The 13,286-nt window shown below is 42.1% G+C and carries 11 protein-coding genes and 4 tRNA genes; 9 read left to right on the top strand and 6 right to left on the bottom strand.

Translation table 11 applies throughout. The features are described from left to right. On the top strand, positions 1-178 hold a 178-nt coding region (gene tnpA / locus FTU71_RS08250; RefSeq protein ID WP_180111799.1), incomplete at its 5' end, for an IS200/IS605 family transposase. Positions 179-245: 67 nt separating this feature from the next. On the opposite strand, the gene FTU71_RS08245 is transcribed toward tnpA, so the two are convergent. Next, a complete protein-coding gene (locus FTU71_RS08245; RefSeq protein WP_096902183.1) occupies positions 246-1,505 on the bottom strand; it encodes a GGDEF domain-containing protein in 1,260 nt (419 codons plus the stop codon). Between the two features lie 197 nt (positions 1,506-1,702). Here FTU71_RS08245 and pyrC point away from each other — a divergent pair, with 197 nt between their 5' ends. The 8 genes from pyrC to FTU71_RS08205 all read left to right on the top strand — a co-directional run bounded on the left by pyrC (position 1,703) and on the right by FTU71_RS08205 (position 6,109). Then, positions 1,703-2,737: a dihydroorotase gene (gene pyrC, locus FTU71_RS08240; protein WP_004972678.1), complete on the top strand. Its 1,035-nt coding sequence runs from the start codon at positions 1,703-1,705 to the stop codon at positions 2,735-2,737. Then, the gene (gene rnt / locus FTU71_RS08235) at positions 2,722-3,384 is read left to right on the top strand and encodes a ribonuclease T (RefSeq protein ID WP_096902181.1); all 663 of its coding nucleotides are present in this window, start codon (positions 2,722-2,724) and stop codon (positions 3,382-3,384) included. Before pyrC ends, rnt begins: the two co-directional genes overlap by 16 nt. A 215-nt stretch (positions 3,385-3,599) precedes the next feature. Beyond that, positions 3,600-3,758, top strand: a complete 159-nt coding sequence (locus FTU71_RS08230) for a hypothetical protein (protein ID WP_004972674.1) — start codon at positions 3,600-3,602, stop codon at positions 3,756-3,758. A 149-nt stretch (positions 3,759-3,907) separates the two neighbouring features. Next, positions 3,908-3,983, top strand: a tRNA-Glu gene (locus FTU71_RS08225). A 110-nt stretch (positions 3,984-4,093) separates the two neighbouring features. Continuing rightward, positions 4,094-5,512, top strand: coding sequence for an amino acid permease (locus FTU71_RS08220; RefSeq protein ID WP_180111797.1), 1,419 nt, complete (start codon positions 4,094-4,096; stop codon positions 5,510-5,512). A 288-nt stretch (positions 5,513-5,800) separates the two neighbouring features. Next, positions 5,801-5,876: transfer RNA gene (locus FTU71_RS08215), tRNA-Glu, on the top strand. A gap of 25 nt (positions 5,877-5,901) precedes the next feature. Beyond that, positions 5,902-5,977 (top strand) — tRNA-Glu (locus tag FTU71_RS08210). A 56-nt stretch (positions 5,978-6,033) separates the two neighbouring features. Next, positions 6,034-6,109 (top strand) — tRNA-Glu (locus FTU71_RS08205). Positions 6,110-6,265: 156 nt separating this feature from the next. Here the strand turns inward: FTU71_RS08205 and FTU71_RS08200 are convergent. The 5 genes from FTU71_RS08200 to FTU71_RS08180 all read right to left on the bottom strand — a co-directional run bounded on the left by FTU71_RS08200 (position 6,266) and on the right by FTU71_RS08180 (position 13,221). Then, entirely contained in the window at positions 6,266-7,510 is a 1,245-nt protein-coding gene (locus tag FTU71_RS08200; RefSeq protein WP_004972669.1) for an NADH:flavin oxidoreductase/NADH oxidase family protein, read from the bottom strand. 142 nt (positions 7,511-7,652) lie between these two features. After that, the gene (locus tag FTU71_RS08195; protein ID WP_179996132.1) at positions 7,653-9,251 is read right to left on the bottom strand and encodes an ABC transporter ATP-binding protein; all 1,599 of its coding nucleotides are present in this window, start codon (positions 9,249-9,251) and stop codon (positions 7,653-7,655) included. Beyond that, the gene (locus FTU71_RS08190) at positions 9,229-10,239 is read right to left on the bottom strand and encodes an ABC transporter permease (RefSeq protein WP_180111795.1); all 1,011 of its coding nucleotides are present in this window, start codon (positions 10,237-10,239) and stop codon (positions 9,229-9,231) included. Before FTU71_RS08190 ends, FTU71_RS08195 begins: the two co-directional genes overlap by 23 nt. Further along, positions 10,239-11,309: a microcin C ABC transporter permease YejB gene (locus FTU71_RS08185; RefSeq protein WP_004972662.1), complete on the bottom strand. Its 1,071-nt coding sequence runs from the start codon at positions 11,307-11,309 to the stop codon at positions 10,239-10,241. Before FTU71_RS08185 ends, FTU71_RS08190 begins: the two co-directional genes overlap by 1 nt. 64 nt (positions 11,310-11,373) lie before the next feature. Next, on the bottom strand, positions 11,374-13,221 hold the full coding sequence (locus tag FTU71_RS08180) for an extracellular solute-binding protein (RefSeq protein ID WP_180111793.1): 1,848 nt from the start codon (positions 13,219-13,221) through the stop codon (positions 11,374-11,376). Positions 13,222-13,286 lie beyond the last annotated feature (65 nt).

Below are 13,286 nucleotides of genomic sequence, written 5' to 3'. Positions count from 1 at the left end.
AAGCAAATTGGTTAATAATTTAAAGTCTGTAACAAGTAGAAGAATGCGAAATGAGTTTTTAGACTTGAGAGGGAATTATACAAAACCTGTTTTATGGTCAAGATCATATTTTGCAGGGTCTTGTGGTAGTGCGCCTTTGGAAATAATCAAACAATATATTCAGAATCAACAAGGTTGAAATTTGTGAAATTCACCTCCTCCCTGACTGACGGGTGGAGTCCTCTTTCACTTGGAGATAGAAAAATTTACAGCACTTCTTCCACCTGCAAAGTGTGGTAATAAATTTGATTACGTCCCAACTGTTTCGCACGGTACAAGGCTTGGTCTGCACGTTGTAAGAAATCGCTTTTAAAAATGTCCGCCTCACCTTTATAGACGGTAAAGCCCAAACTGATGGTGACATTACTGTCAACCAAAGATTGACTATGTGGAATCGCTAAACGCTCAACCGCTTTAAAAATATTGGAAGCCACAGCATACGCACCATGCGCATCGGTTTCTGGCAATAACACCACAAATTCTTCACCACCATAACGCGCAACAAAATCCATGTGACGAATTGAGTCTTTAATGGATTTGGCAATCGCTGAAATGACTTCATCTCCCTTTTGATGCCCATAATGATCGTTATATTTTTTAAAAAAATCGACATCGATAAAGAGTAAAGACAATGGCACTTCATCATGCCGTGCCTGTTCGAAATAGCTGTCCAGCATTTCATCAAAAGTACGTCTGTTGGATACTTTAGTCAGCGCGTCATGCTGACTTAAATGCAACAATTCTTCAGCATGAATACGGTTAATTTTTTCACTAAGTCGGGCTTGGTGCATGACCAAAAAAATCATCCGCTCACGGGTACACAGCATTTTACTGATTAAAAAACCCACTACCGTACTGCCAACCAACACCCGCCCCATCACCATCACATCAATTGGAATATACAAGGTTAATAGCATAATCATGGCAACCACAGCCGCCATTAACCCAGTCAGCAGCATGTGAAACGGCTTCACCCCCGTCAGTACAAAACCCATAATATAAATCATGCTGATGATCATCATGGCTTGGTGTCTAAACACTTCGGTATGCACCGTCATGGTCAGCCAGGTCATCGACACAATGGCCCAAAAAATCATAGCCATGGCGGCATAGGCATAATACGGGCGCAAAATTTTATAATGGGCAAAAAAGAACAGGGTCAGTAAGCAAAACGCGCCATTGACCAAGCCTAGTAAAGAGTGGATAAAATCGTGTTTAAAAAAATTACGATCAATAATCCAATAATCCCCAGTAATCATCAGCACGGTGATAATAAAGTAGATGAGTACGCCCGACCAAAAATATTGGTTAATGTTGTGCCGAGCTTGTTCAAGATGCTGTTGCCAAAACTCAACTTCCAGTTGTTTCGGAAAAACCTGCCCCGCACGTTTACGTTGACGTTTAATCAACTCTTCATTTTTTTCTTTGTCGTACTGTAGCTTGGCTAACTTATATTTGTATTCCATGGATGCTTTAAATTCCATTTAATCACGATTGTTGCACAGCAAAACTGTAACAACCTGAATATAATTTTTTTAGTGGTTTAAAAATAACACAATGTCGAAACAATTAATTCAGGCATTTCTATTTTTTATGGCTTTCGACGTTACCATTTTAACATTTATAGATTATCATCTGTTTTATTTTTCAGACTGGCAGCGCCTTGAATACGATTACTCTTATCCAGCCAGATGACTGGCATGCTCATTTACGTGATGGTTTAGCACTACAACGTACTGTTCCCGATCTTGCCAAGCAATTTTCACGCGCAATTTGTATGCCTAACCTTGTTCCACCAGTAAAAACGGTAGAAGAAGCGGAAGCGTATCGTGAACGCATCATGGCACACGTCCCTGAAGGTGTAAATTTTGATCCGCGTATGGTGTTGTATTTTACCGATCAAACCTCTCCCGAAGAAGTCAAGAAAATTAAAGCCTCTGCGCATGTGAATGCCATTAAACTTTACCCTGCTGGCGCGACCACCAATTCAGACAATGGGGTGAGCGACATTCGTAAAGTATATGCGGTGATTGAGCAACTTGAAGAACAACAAGTGCCATTATTACTGCACGGCGAAGTCACGCACAATCATGTCGATATTTTTGACCGTGAAAAACGTTTCTTAGATGAAGTGCTTTCACCATTATTACAACAATTTCCAAACTTAAAATTGGTGCTTGAACACATTACGACCTCTGAAGCAGCGCAATTTGTTTTAGAACAAGGCCGTAATGTCGCAGCAACCATTACCCCACAACATTTATTATTTAACCGTAATGATATGTTAGTAGGTGGCGTAAAACCGCATTTCTATTGTTTGCCTATTTTAAAGCGTCAAACCCATCAACAAACCTTATTAGAAGTCGCAACTAGCGGAAATCCTAAATTTTTCTTAGGGACAGATAGCGCACCGCACTCAAAAAATGCCAAAGAAAATGCATGTGGCTGTGCAGGCTGCTATAGTGCGCCTACGGCAATTGAGCTTTATGCACAAGCTTTTGATCAAGTTGGACGTATTGACCGCTTAGAAGGCTTTGCAAGCTTCTTTGGTGCAGATTTTTATGGTTTGCCGCGTAATACCAACACCATTACTTTGGTGAAAGAAGAGCAAATCATTCCAACCAGTTTAGACTACTTGGATGGTGAACAAATTATTCCGTTATATGCGGGTAAAACCATTCAATGGAGAAAAGTGTGACAGATACAACTTTGCCCGTGATGGGGCAACGTTTTCGTGGTTTTTTGCCTGTGGTGGTCGATGTGGAAACCGCAGGCTTTAATGCCCAAACCGATGCTTTGTTGGAAATTGCTGCCATTCCAATTATTTATGATGCGGATGGCAAATTTGTACCAGGTGAAGCGTATCATGCGCATATCAACCCGTTTGAAGGGGCAAATTTAGACCGTCGTTCGTTGGACTTTATTGGGATTGATCCTTTCAACCCTATGCGTATGGCTATGGCTGAAGATGAAAAAACCGCATTAAAACGGATTTTCAAATCAGTCAATGAAGTGCGTCGCCAACAGAATTGTACCCATGCCATTTTGGTCGGTCACAATGCGCATTTCGATTTAGGCTTTGTACAAGCAGCCATTGCCCGCACAGGCACGAAAAACCAAAACCCATTCCACAGCTTTTCAGTGTTTGATACAGTGACTTTAAGTGCGGTGATGTTTGGTCAAACGGTGCTGGCAAAATCATGCATTCAGGCAGGTATTGAGTTTGATGGCAAAGAAGCTCATTCAGCTTTATACGATACGCAAAAAACTGCAGAGCTGTTTTGTTTTATTCTAAATAAACTTGCGCCGCACATGGTAGAGAACTTACTCAACACAGATCAATAATACGATTTGTACTCGAACATTGAGATGTTTACAGGATGACAGACTGCGTTTGTCGTCCTGTTTTCTTTTTAGTGTTGTGGTTTTGATTCGTGCTTTTCAACCACAAGACTGAGCATCAAAATGATTTTTACTGCGAATCAGCTTTTATGCATGCAGTCTTTTGAGCTGGCTTTGGTTATAATGGCAATATTCCAATTTGTGTTATTGATTCTGCCATGTTGAAAAAAATTGTCTTGGTTTTGGTCATTCTCGCGCCTTCTGCGTTGTATCTTTATATTGTGAATCGTGAGCCTGCTCAACCTAAACCAAGCACTCAACCCGCAGCCACACAAACAACAACCACTGAAAAGCAATATCAAACCCCTGATCATTAAAATGATGCACCGTATTCAAATTTACATGCACTGATTTATTTTTAAAGATGTATTATTTTTTAAGCAAATAACAAATAGTGCGGCAGTTTTTTTAGATTCAGGTTTGACACTGTCGCTAAAAATTCATAATATACGCATCACCTCGCAACGTCCCTATCGTCTAGAGGCCTAGGACATCGCCCTTTCACGGCGGTAACCGGGGTTCGAATCCCCGTAGGGACGCCATTTATCGTGCTATACGATCATTTCTAATCCAAATTTATTATTTCAAGATTGCAGATTTGTAGTTTTTCTCTACAATACTTCGCTTCATTTCATTTTTTCTCCTATCACTTATGCCGTCATCGAATCATCAAAATGATGCTGTGCATCAAGGCAATACTATGCCTTTAAAACGTGCGATGAGCACTCGACATTTGGTTATGATTTCACTGGGCGGTGCTATTGGCACAGGTCTATTTTTAGGCTCAGGTGAAGTCATTGCACAAACAGGCCCCGTTGGCGCCATCATCGCTTATATTTTTGGTGGTTTAATTGCCTATATGGTGATGCTGTGTTTGGGCGAGCTTGCCGTACACATGCCTGTTTCAGGTTCATTTGGGGCATACGCCAAACAATATATTGGACCTGGCACGGGCTATACCATCACTTGGTTATATTGGCTCACGTGGTCGGTCACTTTAGGCACAGAATTTACCGCCGCTGCGTTGCTAATGCAGGAATGGTTCCCGCATATTTCCATGTGGATTTGGACACTGATTTTTGGTGGCGTTGTATTTGGTTTGAATATGATTTCCACGCGCTTGTTTGCAGAATCTGAGTTTTGGCTATCTTTGGTCAAAGTCGTGACTGTCATTGCCTTTATCGTTTTGGGTTTAATGGCAATTTTAGGTGCTGTGTCTTATCAAGGTTATACCTCTGCACCTTTATTTAGCAATTTAACCGCACAAGGTTGGTTTCCTGAAGGGCTATTCCCTATTTTTGCAACCATGTTAATTGTTAATTTCGCCTTTTCAGGTACAGAGTTGATTGGTGTTGCCGCAGGTGAAACCAAAGACCCTGCCAAAAACGTGCCTAAAGCAATCAATACCGCAATTTTCCGTCTGTTGATTTTCTTTGTAGGTACCATTGTGGTGATTAGTGCCTTGCTACCACATCAGGCTGCAGGTTTGGCTGCAGAAGGTGTAAGCAGCAGTCCTTTTGTAACGGTGTTTAATCAGATTGGTATTCCTTATGCGGAAGATATTATTCGTTTTGTGATTATCACAGCGTTACTCTCTGCAGCGAACTCAGGTTTATTTGCAGCTTCACGAATGATGTGGTCGCTCTCACACCAAAAGCAATTACTACAGATTTTTTCTAAGGTGAATGCGCGTGGTATTCCTTATATTGCAGTCATGGTCACCATGCTCGGTGCAATGCCAGGTTTATTGTCTGAACAATTTGCGCCTGAAACCATCTTTAAAAACCTCTTGGGTGTGGCTGCATTTACCATGGTCGTGGTCTGGATGAGCATTTGTTTAAGCCAGTTTAACTTCCGTCGCCAATGGTATAAACAAGGTAAAACCGTGCAGGACTTAGGTTTTGCTGCACCGCTATTTCCAATAGTGCCTATTTTAGGTTTTGTGTTCTGTTTTATTACTTGCTTAAGTATGGTGTTTGACCCTGAAATGCTGGCAGGTTTTATTGGCTGTATGATTTTTATTGTGTTGTGCTATCTCAGTTATTACATGATTTATCACAAAAAATCATAATGCTTTTTTAGCGATGATGTAAAACAATAGGGGCGATCTTCGGATTGCCTTGTTTTTTGAGTTGTGTTGATTAGCAATGAATACTGCAAAATACAAAGAAAATCATGCTGCTCTAATAAATGTGTCCATTTAAAAATAACTTGAAAAGCATGATTTTTACCGCTTCAAACGTATCACGACAGCAGAATAGTTTTAATTTTATTCAGTTGAACATTTTTTTCAGAATTATTGCAGAAAAGCGTTTGACACCCCCCCTTATACGCCCTATTATACGCCCACCTCTGAAACGTCCCTATCGTCTAGAGGCCTAGGACATCGCCCTTTCACGGCGGTAACCGGGGTTCGAATCCCCGTAGGGACGCCAATTTCAGAAGTAGATATTTTTTTAAGTCCCTATCGTCTAGAGGCCTAGGACATCGCCCTTTCACGGCGGTAACCGGGGTTCGAATCCCCGTAGGGACGCCAATATTCTCAACAACTGCATTGGTTGTTACATGGTTTAAAAATATAAACTTCTATTTGTCCCTATCGTCTAGAGGCCTAGGACATCGCCCTTTCACGGCGGTAACCGGGGTTCGAATCCCCGTAGGGACGCCATATTCGAGATGTTTACATCTCAACAAAAAGCCCAATCAATATGACTTGGGCTTTTTGCTATCTAACGCATTAGTTTTATATTTCAATCTGTGCGGACTGATTCAAAAACCATAGTTTAAGCTTTGAATCCGTCCACTGAGGTTTGAAAAATACGAATCAAGCTGATTTACGTGAGTTGACCTGTCCTTTAATCACCGCAGTTAAATTGCCTTTTAAATATTTGAAAAAGACTTTTAAAGGCGAGAGTTTCGGGTTTGGACGCTTGCCTTGTGCAATTGCTTTGAACTGCGCGGCATACCAAATAATTTCCATAATTGCCATTTTATCAATCATCGGGATACCAGTTTTAATTTTATCGACCCCGTAACGTACATCTTGACCCGCCAACAAACGGTTGGCTAAATCGGTTTCTACCGCAAATGGTCGGGCGATCCCAATAAAGTCACATGCACCACTGTCCAAAGCAGCATTCATGGCAACTACCGTTCTAAAACCACCTGTCACCATTAAGTGGCATTTCACCTGACTGCGAATCAATTCCGCAAAAGATAAAAAATAGGCTTCACGGGCAATGGTACTTGGTTTACGTTTATCAGCTTTAGAGCCTGCCATCGCGGGTGCTTCATAAGTACCACCTGAAATTTCAATCATATCTATACCTGCTTCATCCATGGCTTTAAACACGCTAATCACTTCTTCTTCAGTGATGCCGCCACGTTGAAAATCTGCAGAGTTTAGTTTGACTGATACAATAAAATTGTCTGAGGTCGCTGCACGTACCGCTTGATAAATTTGCATCAAAAAGCGCATACGGTTTTCAATATTGCCGCCCCATTGGTCTTGGCGTTTATTGGTCAGTGGCGATAAAAACTGGCTGATCAAATAGCCATGCGCACCATGCAGTTGAATCCCTTCAAAGCCCGCTTGCTCACAAATCTGTGCAGCTTTGGCAAAACGCTGAATAATATCGAGGATTTCATCTTCATGTAGTTCACGTGGTGTACCAAAACTCAAAGCTAAACTTGGACTAAAAGGCACAGCCGAAGGTGCAACCGTTTCTTTATTCAAACCTTTCGGACATTGCCGCCCAGGATGTGACAACTGTACCAATTGCACCATGCCATAACGTTTACCAACTTCTGCCCACTGTTTGAGCTTTTCTATATCTCGGTCTGATTCAATTCCCACAACACCCGGTTCATTTTTGGCACGTAAATCGACCATTACGTTGCCAGTGATGGCACAGCCCAAACCACCTTTTGCCCATGCTTCATATAGACCTAAATGCAGGCTATTCGGCTGCCCTGCCGTGTTGGCAAGCGCCTCACTCATCGCGCCTTTAATGATGCGATTTTTAAACATGGTATTACGAATCTGAATTGTTTCGGCAAGATGGCTCATACACTGTTCCGTATTGTGTTTTATTGGTCTTTTTTACTCTAAAGATTTTTCGGAACAGGTCAATGCCATTTTGACAAATCTTATTGTCAAAATGGTAAAACAAGTCAGCCAGCCGAAATAGCTGTTTAAAAATATTGAAGGTTTAATACTCACTGGCAGCAATCAATTGACGGGTATATTCTGTTTGCGGATGGCTAAATAACTGTACAGTATCTTGAAATTCCATGACTTTCGCTTGATGCAGCACCAACACTTTTTGACACAGTGCTTTCACCACTTGCAAATCGTGGCTAATAAACAAATAGCTCATCTGTTCTTGCTGCTGCAAACGGCGTAACAGCTGCACGACAGCACGTTGCGTGGTACGGTCTAAGGCAGAAGTCGGCTCATCCATAATTAACAGTTTAGGACGCAGCACCAACGCGCGTGCTAATGCAATCCGTTGACGTTGCCCACCCGACAATTCATGCGGATAGCGTTGTTTAAAACTCACAGGCAATTCCACTTTGCTTAGAGCTTCATCAATGCGCTGGATGATTTCAGGCTTGGACAATTGTTGCAATGCCAAACCCTCACCAATGGTTTGCTCCACATTTAAACGTGGATTTAAGCTGCTAAACGGGTCTTGAAATACAATTTGAAACTGCTGACGTAAGGGACGCAATTGGCGTTCATTCAGTTGATTCAGATCTTGCCCAAGTAGTTCAATTTTTCCCTCACTTTCAATCAATCGTGCAATTGCAAGTGCCAATGAACTTTTACCCGAACCACTTTCACCGACAATACCAATAGATTGACCTTGCGGAAGTTGCAAGCTTAACGGCTCAACCGCAACCACATAATCTTTAACCCGATTCAGCAAGCCTTGTTTAATCGGGAATTTCACAGCAACCTGCTCCAACTCCAAAATGGTCGGCAACTCATCAACCTGCAAAGCTTCACCAAAATCATGATTCAACAAGTTTTGGGTATAGGCTTGCTGCGGTCTATTAAAAATATCTGCCACACTGCCCTGTTCTTCGACCCGCCCCTGATTCATTACAATTACCCGATCTGCATAGTGTTTGACTAAATTCAAATCGTGGCTGATCAAAATCATGGCCATATTACGACGCACTTGCAGGCTTTTTAATAAATCCAAAATCTGCGCCTGCAAAGTCACATCTAAAGCCGTAGTTGGTTCATCAGCAATTAAAATATCGGGATCGAGTGCCAACGCCATTGCGATCATCACTCGCTGACGTTGCCCCCCAGATAATTCATGTGGATAACGCTTTAGTTTTTCTTCAGGCTGTGGAATGCCGACATCTGCAAGTAATTGCAGCACCCGAGCACGCGTTTTTTCTTTGCTCCAACCTTGGAGTAATAAACTTTCACCAATAATTTTTTCCACTCGATGCAACGGATTTAAAGCCGTCATTGGTTCCTGAAAAATCATGGCAATTTTTTGACCACGAACTTGTCGCAATTGTTGCGGTTTAAGGCGAAGTAAATCTTGTTCTGCAAAGACTGCCTGACCTTGCACCTGTAAATGTTCGGGCAATAAACCCAGCAATGCCAAACTACTAATAGATTTTCCAGAACCACTTTCACCAACCAAAGCAATGGTTTCGCCTGCATGCAGCTCAAAGTTTAAATCGTGCAATAAAACCTGTTGCTGCTGAATACGCAGATGACTGACTGTTAGCAATACTGCAGGCTGTGATGCAGTTGAAGAATTAACGTCTTGGATCGAATGCATCACGGGTCGCCTCCCCAATATAAATTAACAAGGACAGCACAATTGCTAAGGTAAAAAAGCCTGACAATGCCAACCACGGTGCATTTAAATTATTTTTACCTTGTAACAACAACTCCCCTAAAGATGCTGCATCGGGCGATAAGCCGTAACCTAAAAAATCCAGTGCGGTTAAAGCTGTAATATTGGCGGTTAGCATAAATGGCAACTGCGACAAACTCGAACTCATGGCATTGGGTAAAATATGCCGAAACATAATGGTACGATCGGTTACGCCTAAACTTCGCGCTGCACGGACATAGTCAAAATTTCGGGCGCGTAAAAATTCTGCTCGAACCAAGCCGACCAGTGTCGTCCAGCCAAATAACAGCATAATCACAAATAGCCAATACACACTTGGGGTAAACATGCTGACCAAAATCATCACCATGAACAGCATCGGTAAACCGCCCCACACCTCTAAAACGCGCTGACCAATTAAATCGACCCAGCCGCCATAGTAGCCCTGAATTGCCCCGACCAAAATGCCCAAAGCTGCCGATGCAAAAGTCAATGCAAAGCCAAATAACAACGATACACGCAAGCCATATAAAATTCGCGCCAACACATCGCGCCCTTGGTCATCTGTACCTAGCCAGTTTTGTGCAGTTGGTGGTGAAGGTACAGGCACGGTCAAATCTAAATTCGGAGTCTGGTAAGAAAACTCAATGAGCGGCCAAACTGCCCATCCTCGGTCTGCAATCAGTTGTTGCACCACAGGGTCTTTATAATCGGCTTCGGTTTCAAATACGCCCCCAAAAGTCGTTTCAGGATAAGCCTTTAACACTGGCAGATATAAAGATTGCTCATATTTGACCAATAACGGTTTATCATTGGCAATCAGTTCTGCCGCCAAAGACAACACAAAAATAATGATAAAGACAATGAAACAACCAAAACCCAATTTATTCTGTTTAAAACGCTGCACACGCGCCTGCATGATCGGTGACATTATTTTGCCCCTCGCGATTCAAAACTAATACGTGGGTCAATCACCTGATATAACACATCGCTGATTAAGCGTAGAATTAAGCCCAATAAGGTAAAAATAAACAAAGTACCAAAAATTACAGGATAATCACGCTGTACAATCGCCTCAAAACCAAGCAGGCCTAATCCATCTAAATTAAAAATAATTTCGATGAATAAATTCCCAACAAAGAAAATACTCACCAACGCTTCGGGTAAACCTGCAATCACAATCAGCATGGCATTACGAAACACATGCCCATATAACACACGCGATTCAGTAAGACCTTTAGAACGTGCCGCCAACACATATTGTTTGTTTAATTCTTCCATAAATGAATATTTGGTCAGATAGGTCAGCCCTGCAAAACCACCAATCACCATCGCCAATAAAGGCAAAGTCATGTGCCAAAAATAATCGGTGATTTTTCCCCACAGACTCAATTGAGCAAAGTTTTCAGACACCAAACCCTGTAAAGGAAACCACTGAAAATATGAACCGCCTGCAAAAAATACAATCAGTAAAATAGCAAAGGCAAACGCAGGAATGGCATAGCCAATCGCCAACAAAATAGAAGTGGCTTTATCAAACAACAAGCCATGCTGACGGGCTTTTTTAATGCCTAAAGGAATAGAAATTAAATAAATCAGCAAGGTGCTCCATAAACCTAAAGATAGCGATACAGGTAATTTTTCCCATAACAATTGGGTCACAGGTTTATCTTTAAAAAAGCTGGTGCCAAAATCGAACTGCACATAGCTGGTGAGCATTTGCCAAAAGCGTTCATGTGCAGGTTTATCGAATCCATATTGCGCTTCGATTTTTGCGACCATTTCATCACTTAAACCTTTAGCACCTTGATAATTGCTGCTATTGGAGGTTGCAGCAGTTTCACCGCCTGTCGCCCCCATGCCCTGAAAGGCTTCGGCTTGCTGAATCGCCTGTTCGACTGGACCGCCCGGTGCAATTTGAATCACCACAAAGTTAATCAATAAAATGAAAAACAAGGTTGGAATAATCAGGAGCAATCTTTTGAGTATGTATGTGCCCATGTACTTACCTTTTGGCAATGTTCTGGTTTATCGCAAACACTGTCATGCTTGAGTTTTAAAATCGTTATTGTTGACGTAAATAATGTGCAACTTTCTTGGCTTGGGCAGCATCACTCCACCAATAATCAATTCCTGCCGATAGTTTAGGTTTGATGGCGGGCTGACGATACATATTCCAATAGGCATACCAGTTTTCACCTTTGCCATAGGTTGGAATTTGATAATACCCCGCACGTAATAAACGATCCAAAACTTTGGTACGCACAATCAATTGTTCACGATTAGGCGCACGAATCAACTGTTGTACCACTTCATCAATTACTGGGTTTTTAATGCCTGCGTAATTATAGTTTCCTGGTTGATCTGCGGCAGCACTACTCCAAAGCTGTGCTTGCTCATTGCCTGGACTTAAAGATTGCGGCATGACACTGGTGGTCATATCAAAATCGGCACGGCGCATGCGTTCAATATATTGCGGCACATCGACATGCCGAATATTTACCGTAACGCCCAGACGTTTCATATTGCGCACAAAAGGCACTAATGTGCGTTGCAAACCATCCTGATGAATTAAAAATTCAATTTGAATGGCTTTGCCTTTGGCATCGACCAATTTACCTTGCTGAAAACGATAACCCGCTTTCAAAAGCAATTCACGGGCTTTAAGCAAGCCGTTACGGTTAAAGCCACTGGCATCAGTCACAGGATACTGCCAATTTTGCAATACGCCTTGGCGTTGAATAGGATGCAGCTTGGCCAAATAGGGTTTTAAAACAGACAATTCTGCGGCTGAAGGTGTGCCTTTGGCTTCTAATTCACTGTTAGAAAAATAACTTTGCAAACGGCGATATTGCCCATAAAACAAGGCTTTGTTTTGCCATTCAAAATCATAAGCGTAGGTTAAAGCCTGCCTAAAACGAATATCCTGAAACGCATGTCTGCGGGTATTAAAAACAAAACTTTGGGTCGGAATTGGGTTTTGGTGCTGAAATTTATGCTTGACCACCATGCCCGCATTCACAGCAGGAAAACGATATTCAGTGACCCATTTTCGTGCGGTATATTCTTCATGCAACGTGTATTGCCCCGACTTAAACCCTTCGAAGGCAATATCCAGATTGCGATAATAAACATACTTCAGGCGGTCAAAATTATAGCGCCCTTTATTTACGGGTAAATCTTTGCCCCAATAATTTGGATTACGCTTATAAGTAATGCTGCGCCCTGCATCAATCCGCTCAATAAGATACGGCCCTGAACCTAAAATCGGTTCTAGTGTGATGCGGGTAAAGTCACGCTTTTGCCAGTCTTTTTTAGAATAGATTGGCATTTGCGACAAAATCAGCGGCATTTCTGCATTGTTAGTGGATTTAAAACTGACTTTAACCTGATGCTTAGACAAGACCGTGGTTTTATCTAAATCGGATAAATACATTTGCAAACCTGGATTAGACTTGGTCTGAAAAGCATCAAAACTGAATTTCACATCATCTGCTGTAACTAGGCTGCCATCACTAAATTTAGCTTTAGGATTTAAATGAAAAATGACAAATGCAGTTTGCTTGGGGTCATAGCTGACTTTTTCTGCCAATAAGGGATACATCACCCCTGGCTCATCTAAAGAACTGCTCATGAGTGAATCGAATATAAAACTCACCCCATCGGTTGAGCTGCCCTTGCCATTCATGTCATTTAAATTATCAAAAGTGCCATTACTGGCACGAATTAAATCGCCACCTTTGGGCGCTTGCGGGTTGGCATAAGGCATAGCCGAGCGCCCCACATACTGAGGCTGGCTATGTACGGCAATATAGGGCGTGGTTTGTAACGCAGCCCATCCAAACTGCGGCAAGACCACACAACCTAAAATACAGCCCAGATATTGGTGTGTCTTTTTTATGGCAAATGACATGCACACAGCTCCTTGTGCAGTATTCCTGAGGATGCCGTCAAAACATGACATCCTCAGGATTAAAC

The sequence above is a fragment of the Acinetobacter sp. YH12136 genome (assembly GCF_013418545.1).
In the GTDB taxonomy this organism is placed as follows: Bacteria; Pseudomonadota; Gammaproteobacteria; order Pseudomonadales; family Moraxellaceae; genus Acinetobacter; species Acinetobacter towneri.
The sequence above is the reverse complement of the archived record's forward strand: the minus strand, read 5'-3'. Positions and strand labels throughout refer to the sequence as shown.